Source organism: Halopenitus sp. POP-27, from assembly GCF_029889855.1.
Classification (GTDB): Archaea; Halobacteriota; Halobacteria; order Halobacteriales; family Haloferacaceae; genus Halopenitus; species Halopenitus malekzadehii.
In genome coordinates this window covers 1-13778 of record NZ_JARANU010000001.1, presented here as the reverse complement: position 1 = coordinate 13778, position 13778 = coordinate 1, and the positions used below count along the sequence as shown (strand labels likewise).

Annotated in this window: 20 protein-coding genes; 14 read left to right on the top strand and 6 right to left on the bottom strand. The window is 67.0% G+C overall.

Features of this window, described 5'->3' with window-relative positions:
* The first annotated feature begins 77 nt into the window (after window positions 1–77).
* The 3 genes from OQF70_RS00100 (at window position 78) to OQF70_RS00090 (ending at window position 3046) form a co-directional block, all read left to right on the top strand.
* Window positions 78–1016 carry a rhomboid family intramembrane serine protease gene (locus tag OQF70_RS00100; RefSeq protein WP_280535210.1) on the top strand — a complete coding sequence of 313 codons (939 nt, stop codon included), beginning with the start codon at window positions 78–80 and terminating at the stop codon, window positions 1014–1016.
* Window positions 1017–1132: 116 nt separating this feature from the next.
* Window positions 1133–2011 (top strand): endonuclease V, encoded by an 879-nt coding sequence (locus OQF70_RS00095; RefSeq protein WP_280535487.1) that lies wholly within the window; start codon window positions 1133–1135, stop codon window positions 2009–2011.
* A 123-nt stretch (window positions 2012–2134) separates the two neighbouring features.
* On the top strand, window positions 2135–3046 hold the full coding sequence (locus OQF70_RS00090) for an SDR family oxidoreductase (RefSeq protein ID WP_280535209.1): 912 nt from the start codon (window positions 2135–2137) through the stop codon (window positions 3044–3046).
* Window positions 3047–3109: 63 nt separating this feature from the next.
* Here OQF70_RS00090 and OQF70_RS00085 read toward each other — a convergent pair whose 3' ends face one another.
* On the bottom strand, window positions 3110–4210 hold the full coding sequence (locus OQF70_RS00085; RefSeq protein WP_280535208.1) for a TRC40/GET3/ArsA family transport-energizing ATPase: 1101 nt from the start codon (window positions 4208–4210) through the stop codon (window positions 3110–3112).
* Between the two features lie 128 nt (window positions 4211–4338).
* Between OQF70_RS00085 and OQF70_RS00080 the strand changes: the two genes are divergently transcribed.
* From OQF70_RS00080 to OQF70_RS00055, 6 genes are all read left to right on the top strand, one after another.
* Window positions 4339–4605, top strand: a complete 267-nt coding sequence (locus OQF70_RS00080; protein WP_092813173.1) for a hypothetical protein — start codon at window positions 4339–4341, stop codon at window positions 4603–4605.
* A complete protein-coding gene (locus OQF70_RS00075) occupies window positions 4605–4739 on the top strand; it encodes a DNA-directed RNA polymerase subunit P (protein WP_092813175.1) in 135 nt (44 codons plus the stop codon). The genes OQF70_RS00080 and OQF70_RS00075 overlap by 1 nt, the downstream gene beginning before the upstream one ends.
* Window positions 4740–4805: 66 nt before the next feature.
* On the top strand, window positions 4806–5156 hold the full coding sequence (locus OQF70_RS00070) for a KEOPS complex subunit Pcc1 (protein WP_303650979.1): 351 nt from the start codon (window positions 4806–4808) through the stop codon (window positions 5154–5156).
* A 78-nt stretch (window positions 5157–5234) separates the two neighbouring features.
* Window positions 5235–5618: a prefoldin subunit beta gene (locus OQF70_RS00065; RefSeq protein WP_092813181.1), complete on the top strand. Its 384-nt coding sequence runs from the start codon at window positions 5235–5237 to the stop codon at window positions 5616–5618.
* Window positions 5619–5888, top strand: coding sequence for a DUF3194 domain-containing protein (locus OQF70_RS00060; protein ID WP_092813184.1), 270 nt, complete (start codon window positions 5619–5621; stop codon window positions 5886–5888).
* Window positions 5889–5985: 97 nt separating this feature from the next.
* Complete coding sequence (locus OQF70_RS00055) at window positions 5986–6183, top strand: HVO_0649 family zinc finger protein (protein ID WP_092813187.1); 198 nt, start codon at window positions 5986–5988, stop codon at window positions 6181–6183.
* Window positions 6184–6229: 46 nt separating this feature from the next.
* On the opposite strand, the gene OQF70_RS00050 is transcribed toward OQF70_RS00055, so the two are convergent.
* From OQF70_RS00050 to OQF70_RS00030, 5 genes are all read right to left on the bottom strand, one after another.
* Entirely contained in the window at window positions 6230–6784 is a 555-nt protein-coding gene (locus tag OQF70_RS00050; protein WP_092813195.1) for a GMP synthase subunit A, read from the bottom strand.
* Between the two features lie 115 nt (window positions 6785–6899).
* A complete protein-coding gene (locus OQF70_RS00045) occupies window positions 6900–7730 on the bottom strand; it encodes an amidohydrolase (RefSeq protein ID WP_092813198.1) in 831 nt (276 codons plus the stop codon).
* Window positions 7731–7894: 164 nt separating this feature from the next.
* On the bottom strand, window positions 7895–9094 hold the full coding sequence (gene ftsZ / locus OQF70_RS00040) for a cell division protein FtsZ (RefSeq protein WP_280535207.1): 1200 nt from the start codon (window positions 9092–9094) through the stop codon (window positions 7895–7897).
* 2 nt (window positions 9095–9096) lie between these two features.
* Window positions 9097–9279 (bottom strand): ribbon-helix-helix domain-containing protein, encoded by a 183-nt coding sequence (locus OQF70_RS00035; RefSeq protein ID WP_092813205.1) that lies wholly within the window; start codon window positions 9277–9279, stop codon window positions 9097–9099.
* Window positions 9280–9496: 217 nt separating this feature from the next.
* Window positions 9497–10144: a zinc ribbon domain-containing protein gene (locus OQF70_RS00030; RefSeq protein WP_280535206.1), complete on the bottom strand. Its 648-nt coding sequence runs from the start codon at window positions 10142–10144 to the stop codon at window positions 9497–9499.
* Window positions 10145–10366: 222 nt separating this feature from the next.
* Here OQF70_RS00030 and OQF70_RS00025 point away from each other — a divergent pair, with 222 nt between their 5' ends.
* From OQF70_RS00025 to OQF70_RS00005, 5 genes are all read left to right on the top strand, one after another.
* The gene (locus OQF70_RS00025; RefSeq protein WP_092815437.1) at window positions 10367–10972 is read left to right on the top strand and encodes a translation initiation factor IF-2 subunit beta; all 606 of its coding nucleotides are present in this window, start codon (window positions 10367–10369) and stop codon (window positions 10970–10972) included.
* A gap of 124 nt (window positions 10973–11096) precedes the next feature.
* Window positions 11097–11717, top strand: coding sequence for an HAD family hydrolase (locus OQF70_RS00020; RefSeq protein ID WP_280535205.1), 621 nt, complete (start codon window positions 11097–11099; stop codon window positions 11715–11717).
* Complete coding sequence (gene cbiB / locus OQF70_RS00015) at window positions 11714–12730, top strand: adenosylcobinamide-phosphate synthase CbiB (RefSeq protein ID WP_280535204.1); 1017 nt, start codon at window positions 11714–11716, stop codon at window positions 12728–12730. Before OQF70_RS00020 ends, cbiB begins: the two co-directional genes overlap by 4 nt.
* Window positions 12727–13587, top strand: a complete 861-nt coding sequence (locus OQF70_RS00010; RefSeq protein WP_280535203.1) for an adenosylcobinamide-GDP ribazoletransferase — start codon at window positions 12727–12729, stop codon at window positions 13585–13587. The genes cbiB and OQF70_RS00010 overlap by 4 nt, the downstream gene beginning before the upstream one ends.
* Window positions 13572–13778: hypothetical protein (locus OQF70_RS00005; protein WP_280535202.1), on the top strand; the 207-nt coding region annotated here is incomplete at its 3' end. The genes OQF70_RS00010 and OQF70_RS00005, both read left to right, overlap by 16 nt.

The following is a 13778-nucleotide window of genomic DNA, read 5'->3' as shown; positions in this document are numbered from 1 at the left end:
CTTCCGTTCGATCCCGATCTCTCATCGTCGTCGTCGAGGCCAAACCGCTTTACCCGCGCCGCCACAACGTCACGGTAATGGCGACGTGCGACGTGTGTGGTGCCTACGAGAACCTCCCGTACCAGTGTCACCGGTGCGGACGAACGTTCTGTGCGGACCACCGGCTGCCGGAGAACCACGACTGTCCCGGACTCGGCGAGTGGGACGATCCCTCCGGAGTCTTCGAAAGCGGGTTCGACGACTCCCCGTCTGGCGAGACACGGTCGCCGCGATCCGGATCGGTGGCCGACCGAATCCGGGCACGCGTTGCCCGTACGACGTCGACGGGCGGATTCCTCGGGTACTTCCGTGGGAATCTGACGTTCCTGTTCCTCGGGTTGATGTGGACGACGTTCCTGCTTCAGGTCCTCGTCAGCGGGTTCATCAGCCAGGAGCTGTCCCGGTCGCTTTTCGTCCTCCGCCCCGAGCGGCTGGAGTACGTCTGGACCTGGATCACCGCGGTCTTCGCACACGGGAACTTTCCGCACATCGCGCTCAACTCGATCGTCCTCTACTTCTTCGGGCCGGCCGTGGAGGACCGTATCGGGTCGAAGCGGTTCGCCCTGCTGTTCCTCGGCGCCGGCGCCCTCGCCGGACTCGCCCAGATCGGGATGGGCTTTCTGGTCGGTCCGGTCGGCCCCGGCGTCGTCGGTGCCTCCGGAGCGATCATGGCGATTATGGGGGTACTCACCGTCTTGAACCCGCACCTCCGAGTGTATCTCTACTTCTTCATCCCGATGCCGCTGTGGCTGTTGACGATCGGCTTCGCCGTCGTCAGCGTCTTCTTCGGCCTCGGTGGCGTCGCCGGCGGGGTCGCTCACTGGGCACATCTCGCGGGACTCCTCGTCGGGCTGGCGTACGGGAAGCGCGTCAAGGACGAGATGCGTGCGCCCACGCAGCTCCAGTTCGGTGGTCCAGGCGGTCCCGGAGGTCCCGGAGGTCCTGGCGGACCAGGCGGTCCCGGCCGTCGGCGGTGATCGTCGTGGCGCCGCCGGACTCACACGACGACTCGTTCAGGGACGATCGTCCCCGAACCACGCTCGATCTCGATCGTTCCGAATTCGTTCCGGATCCGGATCTGTCCCGCGAGGAGATGGAGGATCTCCAGCGCGAGATCGCTGCCGCCGCGGTCTTCACGGACGACCTTGCTGACGGATTCGGCGGCTCCGCCGTTCCGGACTCGATCGCGATCGACGAGGCCACCGATCTCACCGACGGCGTTCCGGAACCGGGTCACGACACCGTTCAGGAACGGTTCGGCTCCGCTACCGGGTCGTGCTCCTCCGCTTCCACATCTTCCTCCTCTTCCTCCACTTCCTCTTCTTCCATCTCTTCCTCCGATCCCCCGATCGTCGTCGGCATCGATCAGGCGTTCCTCGAGGACGCGGTCGTCTCGGCGGTCGTCGCGTTTCGCGGTGGGCGGCTCGTCGAACGGACTCACGCCGTCTCGCCGCTTTCGATCCCGTACATCCCGGGGCTGCTCGCGTTTCGCGAGGGCGGACCGATCCTGGATGCGCTCGCGACGCTGTCCGTCGATCCGGACCTTGCGGTATTGGATGGCTCGGGGCGGATCCACTTCCGGCAGGCGGGGATCGCGACCCACATCGGCGTCGTGCTCGACCTGCCGAGCGTCGGCGTCGCCAAGAGCCTCCTCTGTGGCACGCCCGATGCGGACGTCGACGGGCGCCTCGAGGGGTGGTCGACCCCGATCCGCGCCGATGGGCGTGTGGAATCCCCCACGGGATGCACCGATACGGTCGATGGGACCGTGATCGGTCACGCGTTCCAGTCGCGCCAGTATCCGAACAGCCGGCGGGTGAATCCCCTCTACGTCAGCCCGGGCCACCGCGTCTCCGCCGCGACCACGGTGGACATCGTCGACGCACTGTGTGCCGGATACAAGCTGCCGGAACCGACCCGGATTGCCGACGCGTACGCGGACGTGGTCAAGCGGTCGATCGCCGACTCCTGAGTCGAGCGGCGCAGGGGTCCTGTCCTGTTCCCTCCTTTCTCCTTTCCTTCCCCGTCCGACGATCGTGGCTACGGGGCGGAACGGTGGACGGATGAAGTGGGCGCGGACGGAACGGTGGAAGTTATGGCGCTCCCGTACGAGGACACGGGTGTGCAACGGACGGTACTCATCACGGGGTGCTCGTCGGGAATCGGGCGTGCGACGGCGCGCGCGTTCCTCGAGGAGGACTGGACCGTGTACGCGACGGCGCGGAACCCGGCGGACATCCAGACGCTCGGCGAGGAGGGGTGTGAACTCGCGACCCTGGACGTGACCGACGGCGACGACGTCGACCGCGTCGTCGACCGGATCCTCGACGAGGAGGGCGCGATCGACTGTCTCGTGAACAACGCCGGGTACGGGCAGTTCGGCCCCCTCGAGGACGTTCCCACGGACCGAGTCCACGACCAGTTCGACGTGAACGTCTACGGTCCTCACCGGCTCATCAGGGCCGTGCTCCCCTCGATGCGTCGGGAGCGTGACGGGACGATCATCAACGTCTCCTCGGTCCTCGGCCGGATCGCGCTCCCCGGAACCGGCGTCTACGCCGGCTCGAAACACGCGATCGAGGCGATGTCGGACGCGCTCCGGAACGAGGTCGCCGAGTACGACGTCGACGTCGTGGTCGTCGAACCCGGTCCCGTCCGAACGAACTTCTCGGACCGCGCCGGTCGGGAGGTCGCTGCTGGGGACGGGGCGGAACCAGACGGAGACGAGCAGAACGCGAACGAGGAGGACGGAGACAGCATCGACCGATCGGGCGCCTACGAGGAGTTCTACCGGGTTTTCGAGGACACCCAGCTCGTCGCCGGCGACGGCCCCGGCTCGGTCGAACCCGAGGTGGTCGCCGACGCCATCTGTAACGCTGCAAGCGCGACGCAGCCCCCCGCCCGCGTCCAGCCGGGGACGCTGCCCCGGGTCGCGGTTCTCGGTCGGTTCCTGCCGGACCCGATGCTGGATGCCGCCTACGACCTCCTCACCAAGGTGACGAGATAGGCGATCCCCGGCCCCTACCCCTGCCGCTACCTATCGGGTGCTACCGTATCGGGCGCGGATGGCTCACTCGAGGCAGGCGGCCACGACCCGAAGCGCCGCGTCCCCGCGAACCGCATCCCCCAGCAGCGGGACGCGTTTCACCTCGCGGCCGCGGAACAGGTCGCTCGCCCGTTCCAGGGCGTTCTGCTGGACCTGCCAGCGGCGTTGACAGAACGCACAGTCCTCGAGGTTCGGCGCGACGACCCACTCCGGATCGACGTCGGCGACGTTCGCGAGATCCTCCATCACCCGGTTGACGACGATCGTCTCGACCGGAATACCGAACGCTCCGAGTTGGTCGCGGAGTCGTTCGGACTCCACCACGCTCATCTCTTCGGGGATCATCACGATGCGGAAATCGGTTCGATCGGGATCACGGAGAACGTCCCGCAGACGTTCGATCCGCTCGCGGAGTGCGTCGAGATCCTCGCTCGGGTCGGGGTCGTCGCCGTCCCCGCCGAACAGCCCCGTGAGGCCGTCCATCATTCCGGAAAACTGCTGTCGGAGTTTCATCACCCGGCCGATCATCGAGTCCATCAGCTCGGGAAGTTCCAGCAGCCGGAGCGTGTGTCCCGTCGGCGCGGTGTCGACGATCACGCGGTCGAACCGCGGGTCGTCGAGATACTCGAGCAGCTGGCGCATCGCCGCCGCCTCGTCGGCGCCGGGCATCGTTCCATCGAGCAGCCCGCCGGCTGGTCCGTCGGCAGGGTCGTCGAGGCCATCGTGATCTCCACCCGCCCCACCGGCCATCTCGCCGAGGTCGCCAAGCCCGCCGAGCGGGTCGCCATCGGTGCCGAACAGTCCCTCCTCCATGGCGTCGTCAGGATCGATCTCGGCGGCGTACAACGGGATGTCCTCGCGGATCCGGGCGGGCGTGGCGGGCACGTCGACGCCGTAGGTATCCGACAGCGAGTGGGCAGGGTCCGTCGAGACGACGAGCGTGTCGACCCCGCCGGCGGCCGAGGAGAGGCCCGTGGCCGCCGCCATCGTCGTCTTTCCGACACCGCCTTTGCCCCCGTAGAGAACATATTCGGGGGCGTCGATCCCGGCCGGGAGGTCGGCGTCGACGTCGGTTCGTGATCCCGCATCGACGCTGTCGACCGGCTCGACGTCGATTTCGTCCATACGGGCGCCTGTGCGCGCCGGCTTTGTCAGCCCGTCGGTGTGGATACGTGCCGTCGTCACCCCGCAAGCCGGATCCGCGAGGGCAACTCGTAGCCTTTTTACTCGTGCTGGCTGTATCAAGCGGTACTATGGCTGAGCAGAAGGCACGATCGACCGGGAGTTCGGGTCGTTTCGGCGCACGATACGGCCGCGTCGCACGGAAGCGCGTTCAGGAGATCGAGGCGGATATGCGCAATGCGACCGTCGACGGCGACGACGTCACCCGGATCGGAACCGGCATCTGGGTCAACGAGGAGACGGGCGAGACGTTCGCCGGTGGCGCCTACCGGCCCGAAACGCCCGGCGGACGCACCGTTCGGCGGTCGATCCGCGCGGCACTCGCGGACGAGGAATAATGAGTTACCGGTGTTCCCGCTGTAAGCGCGACGTCACGCTCGATGAGTACGGCGGCGTCCGCTGCCCCTACTGCGGTCACCGCGTGCTCTTGAAGGAACGCGGCGGCGACGTCAAGGAAGTCACCGTCGAATAGTCGCTGCCCGTTTCTCCCCGCTTGTCGAGCCGGTGACTCGCGGTCGCTTTCGATCCTGACTCCATAATGCCAACTGATGCCGAGATCGACGCTGATGCCGAGATCGACGCTGATGCCGAGATCGACGATCACCAACCCGGTGCGGAATCGCCATACGTTCACGCGGTCACGCTCCGGTTCCGGTATTCATCCGTGGATCGAGCACGGACGATCGCGAACGCCCTCACGCCCGAGATCGACGGCGTCGACGATCCCCGATCACGGGTCCGACTCGCTCGGAAGGATGCGACCGTGATCGTTCGGGTGCTCGCCCGGGATCTGACCGCGTTGCGCGCCGGGACCAACAGTTGGATCCGGCTCGTCGACGTCGCGGAAGCGGCAGCCGAAACGGCCGTCACGCGGCGTTCGACGGCGTGATCCGGGGGATCGTCCCTGCGGGACGAAGAACGTGGGTTTTTCAGTCCGGGACGTGTCCTCCCGTTTATGCAGGGCAATATGCCGCCGGAGGCACAGGAGAAGATCGAGGAGCTGCAGGACCTACAGGAGACGGCCCAACAGGTCGCCCAGCAGAAGGAGCAGTCCCAGTCGGCGCTCAACGACTCGAAGACCGCCCTCGAGGCGCTCGAGGACGTCGACGAGGGCGCCACGATGTACCGCGAGGTCGGCGAGATTCTCGTCGAGACGGACTACGAGAGCGCTCACGAGGACCTTGACGAAAAGGTCGACTCCCTCGAGGTCCGCGTCGAGCAGCTCAAAAAGCAGGAGGAGCGCGTCCAACAGCAGTTCGAGAGCCTCCAGGAGGAGCTCCAGCAGCTCCTGCAGGGTGGCGCCGGCGGCGGCCCGATGGGTCCCGGCGGTCCGGGCGCGGGCGGCGCGTAAATGACCGACCGAGACGACGCGGACGGGTCGTCGGATCCGACCGATGACGAAGTGGTTCGGACCGCCGCCCGGGCGGCAGAAGGCGTCGTCTTCGCCCAGTACCGCCAGTCGGACGTCGAGGACCTCGACGTTACGGTGACCTTCGAGGACGACGTCCTCGACGTCGACGTCTACCTCAACGCGCCCGACGACGAGGCCGATCCCGAGGCGGTCGCCGAGGAGGCCGTCGCGGCAGCTGCCGACGCCGTCGACGACCTCTTCGAAGCCTGATCGCGTTTTCGGCCGTTTTTCGACGTCTTATCCCCCCTCATCGATGCGACCGATCCCACCGGTACGTATTTCTCCTTCGAGTGTTAATTGGTAACATATGTCTGGGAAAGCGATCGGAACGACGGCGCTCGACCGGCTGCGGGACCGGCTCGACAGGACGAGCCACGTCTGTAGTTCCTGTGGATACGTGCATTCGGATCCGTCCTGGAAGGCAGTCACGACCGGAAGCCAGGTGCAGTACCGGCGCACGTGTGACAGCTGTGGGGCCGTCGCTCAGCGGACCTATCAGCTGTAGGGCGCGAGCGGATCGACCGTGAGAAACGCCTTGTCGTGACCGTCGATCAGCGCGACTCGCAGACCTCGATGAAGTTCTCGAAGACCTCCTCGCCCCGTTCGGTGTGTGCGACCTCGGGATGCCACTGGACCCCGTAGCGGTCGGTCTCGGCGTTCGCGATCGCCTCGATCGAACAGACGTCCGAGCGGGCGGTTCGAGTGAAGCCCTCGGGGACCGTCTTCACCTCGTCGGCGTGTGAGGCCCACACCCGTGTTTCTGGAGCCAGCGTCCCGACGAGCGGGTCCGTCGTGTCGGTGATCTCCACATCGACGTCGGCGTAGCCGCCGTATTCACCCCCGCCCACGGTGCCCCCCAGCTCGTCGGCGATGATCTGCATTCCGAGACAGATCCCGAAGATCGGCACGTCCAGATCGAGGTAGTCGGGGCAGCGACCGATGCGGTCGATGTCGGGGCCGCCCGAGAGCACGATGCCGTCGGCGTCGATGTCGGCAGGCCGGGTGTCGTTATCTATCAACTCGGTATCCACGCCGAGATCCCGGAGGGCACGCCGTTCTAGGTGTGTGAACTGTCCGTGGTTGTCAACCACGACGATACGGGTCATACCTCGGATAGGGACGAGCGACTCAAAAGCGGATCGGAACCCGACACAGGAACGTGTCCTATTCGTTCGATCATACGGCTACTTGATCCACATATCTGGATCGATACCGGAGATCTCACAGATCCGCTCCGGCCGCCAGCCCCGGAATCACCCGTGACGGGTTCTTCGTGAACACGCGTCGCATGAAGTCCTCGGAGACGTCGAGGGTGAGGATCTCCATCACCGCCACGTTCGGGTGGACGTCCGGCACGCCGCTCCCGAAGAGGATCCGGTCGGGGTGTTCGAGCAGTCCCGTCTCCAGGACGTCCCGGAACCGGACCGCGCTGGTGTCGAGATAGAGCTGGTCGTACTTCTGGAGGTGCTCGAAGGACGACCGCATCATCGACTCCCGGAGCGGATACCCGCCAAAGCTCCCGAGCACCACCGGGAACCCGTACGGGAGCAGCGTCTCCGCGAGCCGATCCGGGGAAAACGACGTCCCGCCGTCGACGAGCACCGGCTGGTCCGCCTTTGCGAGCCGTTCGAGGACGTCATCCTCCGGGATCCCGTCCACGGCGGGTGCCAGCATAAAGCCGTGAAACCGATCGTCGTAGGCGTATTGCTCGACGTCGTCGGGACGGGTGTGGTGATCGTCGCGTTCGGTCCGCAGGTTTCGCAGTTTTCCGATCGGCGTCGATCCCGGGTCGCGGGGGCCGTTGAGGCGGGCGAACGCAAGGAACGGTCGCTCGACGCTCAGCCGGGCGACGGCGTTGTTCACGCGCAGGTAGCTCTCCCCGTCCGGTCGTTTTCCCGGGGAGACGATCGCGCGGACGACGCCGGCCTGGTGCATCTCCCGTTCGAGCCGCTCGGGCGTGATGTCGCGGCCGTGGGCCGCGACCGACTCCTCGTCCGGATCGAGCGTCGCGTGGACGTCGACGATCCGGAACCCGTGTTCCAACCCGAGCATCGTCCGTACGTCCGGCCCCGGATACCTGTGTCTGTCGATCGTTCACGTGGGTGACTGGCGGCAAAAAACGGGTGTCGGGCGGCACGTCCATCGCGTGGTGACCCGAAACGGGTTCTATGGCCCGAGCGAGTGTGGTCGCTCGGGTCGTTTCGACCGAATGCGGGCTATCGGATGACGTCGAGTCCGTTCTGCTTCTCGGTCGGCTCGGTGCCGCCGTCGGACTCCCAGCTTGCGGCGTCGGCGCTGCCGGTCGCGCTCGTTCCGCCTGCTCCACCGGGCCCGTCGTTGGCGTTCGTACCGTCGAGACTGGCACGGGAGCGGTCGGCCTGCTTCTGGGTCGAGGGACCCAGTACCTGTGCGCTCTGGACGCCGGTCATGATCGCCATCACACGAACCTTCCCCTTGTACTCCTCCTGGATGCGTGCGCCCCAGATGACGTTGGCGCTGGCCTCCAGGCGTTCGGTGATGTTGTTCGCGATCCCCTCGGCCTCCTTGAGCGTCAGGTCCGGACCGCCGGTAATGTGGACCAGCCCGCCCGAGGCGCCGCGGTAGTCGACGTCCAACAGGGGGTGGTTCATCGCGTCGTTGACGACCTCCTGGGTCTTGTTCTTGTCCTGGGTCTCGCCGACGAGCATCACCGCGACGCCGCCCTGGTTCATGATCGTGGACATGTCCGCGTAGTCCAGGTTGATGAGCGAGGGCTGAGTGATCGTCTCGGAGATCCCCTTGACGGTCTCGGCGATGATCTGGTCCATCACCGAGAACGCCTTCCCGATCGGCAGGTTCGGGACGTAATCGAGGAGGCGGTTGTTGTCGAGTACGATGATCGAGTCGGCCTCGTTGCGGAGGTCCTCGAGGCCCTCCTCGGCCTTGACGGTCCGGGCCCGCTCGACGTTGAACGGGGTCGAGACCATCCCGACCACGATCGCGCCCTGCTCTTTCGCGATCTTCGAGACGACCGGTGCGGCGCCGGTCCCGGTCCCGCCACCCATTCCGGCGGTGACGAACACGAGGTCCGCATCGCCGAGGACGTCCTTGATCGTCCCCTGTGCCATCTCGGTGGCGCGCTCGCCCATCTTGGGGTCGCCGCCCGCTCCGAGCCCCTGGGTGAGGGACTTGCCGACGAGGATCTTCGTGTCGGCCTCGATCATCTTCAGGTGCTGTTTGTCGGTGTTGATGGCGACGGTGTCGGCGCCGTCCACGCCGATGTTGTACAGCCGGTTGATCGTGTTGTTCCCGGCTCCGCCGGCGCCGACGATGACGATCCGCGGATCGCCGAACTCGTCGTCCCCGTCGGCGTCGACGTCCATCTCACGCTGTTCGGCTTCCGCGTTGGCGAGGGCGTCCTGAACGATGTCCTGCATCGTTACACCTTCGCCCAGCTGCGCTCGGTGCGCCGACGGCTGTTGTATTCGCCGTCCTGTTCGTTCAACATCTCACGGACCGCCGACCGGATCGCCTCGCTCCGGTTCGGGAACTCGCCCGTTTCGACCATCTGTTCGACCTCCTCTATCTGCTGTTTCGGGATTCGTAGTGTCACACGCTCCATTGTCATTCCCCCGGTAAGACGGTGACATCGCGTGTCATTGGGTCTTACACACGTAAACCGCCGGACGGCGAGCCGATCGCCGCCGCGGCGGCCGTCTGTAAGACAACCGTCTTACGCAGATGAACGCACAGATGGAAGATACTTAAAAGTACCGCCCGTTGTAAGACGTCACCGGGAAAACGGCGTATACGGGCCGAAAAAACCTGTTTACGCCGTCTTAGGGGTTATCGAGGACGTCGGCCGCAGGGGTTCTTCGGCCACAGCCGGGACAGAACGCCCAATCCGACCGGATCTCGTCGCCGCATTCACAGAACACGCGATGCGATCGCTTTTCCCCGCAATTCGGACAGTAAACGTGGTCTTCCGGCATTTCATCACCACAGCTTGCGCACGTTTTACGGTCCGTTTGCGCGCGTTCAGCCGACTCGTCCCCGTGTGTCATACGCTCGTCGGTCGTCGTCGATCGGTCGGCGTCCTCGTCGGTTTCGACGGCCGACTCGTCGGCACGAACCCCGTCGAGTGTGACGTTTACGTTGATATCGGACCCGCTCGCGGGCGTATACGCGCCGTGATCGGGAGTGGCCGGTCGACCGAGTCGGTCGTCGAGTGCCGCATCCAGCCGATCGGCGATCAACTCGTCGACACGGTCGGCGATCGTGGCGTCGATCCCGCTTGCGGTCTCCGAGTTCTCCCCCGTCGACGATCCGGATCCTGCAGTCACGTCCCGTCCGGGCTCCCCGTCGGCCGGCTCGGCCGACTCGAGATAGGTGCGCAACGCCTCGCGCATCACCTCGCTTTTGGAGGCGTCGTACTCCTCCAACCGCTCGACGAGGTCGTCGGCGGCGCGGAACGTGATCTTGCTCATCGCTCGAATACGGATATCCGTGGGTCCTATAAGTATCTTCCTCCGTGTCTGACGGTCGTCCGTCAGTCGCCACACGAGCGTCGGACAGCCCGATCGATCGGGACGGTCTGTTCGACCCGGCGTCCGTGATCGGCGACTTCGAAAACGCACCGATCGACCGACCGGAACGCACCGGATCGACGAACCCGGAAACGCTTTCCGTCACGGCCGTCTCCCGACCGTATGGACTACCAGGCCAGTCTCGACCGCGCGATCGACGAGTTGCCGGATCTCGGCGGCTCGGACGAGCGCCTCGAGGTCCCGGACCCGACCGCTCAGAAGGACGGTGCCTTCACCCGATTGACAAATCTCTCGGCGATCGCCGACGCGCTCTCGCGTGACCCCGAGCACGTCCACTCCAACATCCAGCGCGAACTGGGGACCGCCGGCCAGTACGAGAACGGCGTCGCTCGCTACAACGGCAACTTCCGAGCCGACGACTTTCAGTCGGCCCTCGACGCCTACATCGCCTCCTACGTGACCTGCTCGGAGTGTGGCCTTCCGGACACGCGCCTTGTCACCGAGGACCGCACGCCGATGCTTCGCTGTGAGGCGTGTGGTGCCTTCCGTCCCGTCGCCAAGCAGACGTCCACGACCCAGCGCCGCTCCGAGACCGTCGAGGAGGGAACCACCTACGAGGTCGAGATCGTCGGCACCGGCCGGAAGGGCGACGGCGTCGCCGAACGCGGCGACTACACGATCTTCGTCCCCGGCGCCCAGGAGGGCGATACCGTCCGCGCCTACATCGAGAACGTCTCGGGGAACCTCGCGTTCGCGCGACAGGTCTAGCCGTCCGGGGGTAGACGCCCGAGCGTCTCGATCGGACGGGCTCCGTGCCGTCTCGATCGGACCGCTTCCAGCCGATCGAACCGACCGACAGGTTCAATCCGATCCTCGTCGTACGGCCGCCAACGTGGCGCTCACTTTCGATCTCTTCGGAACGCTCGTCGACATCGACTACCCGATCGATCCCGCGGAGGCGGTCGCCCGCGAACTCGAATCGCGCGGGGTTCAGGTTCCGGACGATTGGCACGTCGCCTACGGCGAGGTCCACATCGACGCCCCAGAGGGTGCCGAGGTGCCGCTGCCGGCACACGTCGCCGCCGCGTTGGACTCCCGTGAGGTCGACGTGTCCGACAACGCCGCCCGGCACGCGGTCGTTGCCGCCTTCGACCCCGACGTGACCCGCCGAGATGGTGCCCTGGAGGCGATCCGAGCCGCCGCCGATCGCGGTCCGGTCGGGCTGCTCTCCAACTGTTCGGTTCCGGAACTCGTCCCCCGAACGCTCATCCGCAGCGGGCTTCGTGGGGAGTTCGATGCCGTGACGACCAGCATCGGCTGTGGCTGGCGCAAGCCCGATCCCCGCGCCTTCGAGGCAGCCGCGGCGGCGCTCGATTCCGCCGTCGACGACCTCACGCACGTCGGCGACGATCCGGCCATTGACGGGGGTATCGAGTCGGCCGGCGGACGGTTCATCGACGTCACCGAGACCTCGCTCACGGAGCTCCCGACCCGGCTGGAGGCCAGGCGGTGATCCGGGCGGCCGCCCTCGCGGTGCTCGTGGCGGCCGCCCTCGATTCGACGATCGCCGAACCGCCGGCACGTGTCCATCCGGTCGCCGTTCTCGGATCCATCGTCAACCGGATCGATCGGACGCTTCCCGACACCCGGTCGGTCGGCGTCGTGATCGCCGTCCTCGTTCCTGTCGGGTTCGCCGTCGTCGCCGCGGTCCCCGTGGTGGTGGCCGGATGGGTCGATCCCCTGCTGGCGGGCGTTCTCGCCGGGGTGGTTCTGTACACGTGTCTCAGTCGGCGACTGCTCGTCGAGACCGCCGGGCACGTCGTCTCGCTTGCCGACTCCGACGCGGATCTCCCGGCCGCCCGCGAGGCACTGCGCGCACTTGCCGGACGCGATGCGGACACGCTGTCGGCGGCCCACGTTCGCTCCGCCGCGGTCGAAAGCGCGGCCGAGAACCTCGCAGATGGGCTGATCGCCCCTCTCACCGCGTTCACGGCCGCCGCCGCGGTTATGGGTGTGATAGCGGTGGTGGCGTCCGTCGCGGACGTTACCACGGGTGCACTCACGACCGGCTCCGTCCTCGCCGTGGCAACCGGTGCCGCGGCGTGGGTGAAGGGGGTCAACACCCTCGACTCGATGCTCGGCTACCGCACGCGCCGGGCCGGCTGGGCTCCGGCACGCCTCGACGACCTCGTGATGTGGATCCCCGCGCGGCTGTCGGCGATCGTGATCGCGGTCGCGGCCGGCCGACCGGCGTCGCTGCTCGCGGCTCGCCGGTGGGCGCGTGGTCCCGACTCGCCCAACTCGGGGTGGCCGATGGCGACGATCGCGTCGGTCCTGGACGTTCGGCTCGAAAAGCCGGGGACGTACATCCTCCAGCCGACTGCCGATCTGCCGACTGCAGCGGCGGCGCGGCGCGGCATCCGACTCGTGAATCGCGCAGCCTGGCTCGGAATCGCGAGTGCGGTCGGCTGCTGTCTGGCTCTCGACGTGCTCGTTGCGGGACCGGGGGTGGTGACCGCCGGATGACGTCGTCGACACGAGGCCCGATACGGCGGCGGATCGGCGCGGTTCGCGGTGCCGTCACGTTCCTGACCCGCCTCCCGATCCCCGGTGGCCGCCGGAGCGACTGGGACGACTTTCGGACGTCCCCGTGGACGATCCCCGTCGTCGGGTGGGTCATCGGGATCGCGCTCGCCGCGTTCGTCCTGTCCGCCGGGCTCGCGTCGATACCCTGGCCGACCATCGTCGCGGGGTATCTCTGTCTCCTGTACGCCCTCTCGGGCGTCACCCACGCCGACGGACTGGCGGATCTGGGTGACGCGGTCGCAGCCCACGACCCGGACCGCCGCCGGGCGGTGCTAGCGGACGCCGATCTCGGCGTCGGCGGCGTCCTCCTTCTCGGGGTAACGCTGCTCGTGACCACGCTTGGCGCCGCCGCGATCGCGCTCCCGACGATGAACCCCCTCGTGGCCGCCGGTATCGTCCTCGCGGCCGAGGTCGGGGCGAAGCTCGGGATGGCGCTCGCGGCGTGTTTCGGAACCGCAGCTCACGAGGGATTAGGGTCCGGTCTTGCGGATCCGGCGACCCCAGCCGACGCGCTCCCGACCCTCGCGGTCGCACTCCCGGTCGTCGCGGTCGTTCTCCCCGTCGCGGTCGTTCCTTCGACCGTCACGATCGCGTTTTCGGCCCCGTTCGACGTCCCGGCGGGGACGTTACTCGCCGTCATCGCCGCGCTGTGTGCTGGGTCGGCGGTCGCGCTGGTGGTCGTCCATCGGACGCGGTCGTGGCTCGGCGGCGTCAGCGGGGACGTCTTCGGCGCGATCAACGAGGTCGGCCGCGCCCTGGCGCTGCACGCGGGGGTGATCGCGTGGGCGATCGTGTAGTTGTCGACGATCACGCTGAAGCCGCCGACGATCACACCGAAGCCGCCGACGATCACGTCGACGTTCCCGTTCCCGCGATCGTCCTGTGCGGCGGACGAGGGACCCGGCTCGCCGGCGAGCCGACGGGTGATGCGATCGAGGAGAGGCCGCGGGTTAGAGGCGGCGGCGGTCCACTGGTCGGAAGAAGAGAC

Coding starts and splice junctions, on each gene's coding strand:
- OQF70_RS00060 (WP_092813184.1), top strand. CDS start 5,619: ATGACCGACCGAGACGACGCGGACGGGTCGTCGGATCCGACCGATGAC.
- OQF70_RS00055 (WP_092813187.1), top strand. CDS start 5,986: ATGTCTGGGAAAGCGATCGGAACGACGGCGCTCGACCGGCTGCGGGAC.
- OQF70_RS00045 (WP_092813198.1), bottom strand. CDS start 7,730: ATGCTCGGGTTGGAACACGGGTTCCGGATCGTCGACGTCCACGCGACG.
- OQF70_RS00085 (WP_280535208.1), bottom strand. CDS start 4,210: ATGGACGAAATCGACGTCGAGCCGGTCGACAGCGTCGATGCGGGATCA.
- OQF70_RS00025 (WP_092815437.1), top strand. CDS start 10,367: ATGGACTACCAGGCCAGTCTCGACCGCGCGATCGACGAGTTGCCGGAT.
- OQF70_RS00010 (WP_280535203.1), top strand. CDS start 12,727: ATGACGTCGTCGACACGAGGCCCGATACGGCGGCGGATCGGCGCGGTT.
- OQF70_RS00100 (WP_280535210.1), top strand. CDS start 78: ATGGCGACGTGCGACGTGTGTGGTGCCTACGAGAACCTCCCGTACCAG.
- OQF70_RS00080 (WP_092813173.1), top strand. CDS start 4,339: ATGGCTGAGCAGAAGGCACGATCGACCGGGAGTTCGGGTCGTTTCGGC.
- OQF70_RS00035 (WP_092813205.1), bottom strand. CDS start 9,279: ATGGAGCGTGTGACACTACGAATCCCGAAACAGCAGATAGAGGAGGTC.
- OQF70_RS00070 (WP_303650979.1), top strand. CDS start 4,806: ATGCCAACTGATGCCGAGATCGACGCTGATGCCGAGATCGACGCTGAT.
- OQF70_RS00090 (WP_280535209.1), top strand. CDS start 2,135: ATGGCGCTCCCGTACGAGGACACGGGTGTGCAACGGACGGTACTCATC.
- OQF70_RS00095 (WP_280535487.1), top strand. CDS start 1,133: ATGGAGGATCTCCAGCGCGAGATCGCTGCCGCCGCGGTCTTCACGGAC.
- ftsZ (WP_280535207.1), bottom strand. CDS start 9,094: ATGCAGGACATCGTTCAGGACGCCCTCGCCAACGCGGAAGCCGAACAG.
- OQF70_RS00075 (WP_092813175.1), top strand. CDS start 4,605: ATGAGTTACCGGTGTTCCCGCTGTAAGCGCGACGTCACGCTCGATGAG.
- OQF70_RS00065 (WP_092813181.1), top strand. CDS start 5,235: ATGCCGCCGGAGGCACAGGAGAAGATCGAGGAGCTGCAGGACCTACAG.
- OQF70_RS00050 (WP_092813195.1), bottom strand. CDS start 6,784: ATGACCCGTATCGTCGTGGTTGACAACCACGGACAGTTCACACACCTA.
- OQF70_RS00030 (WP_280535206.1), bottom strand. CDS start 10,144: ATGAGCAAGATCACGTTCCGCGCCGCCGACGACCTCGTCGAGCGGTTG.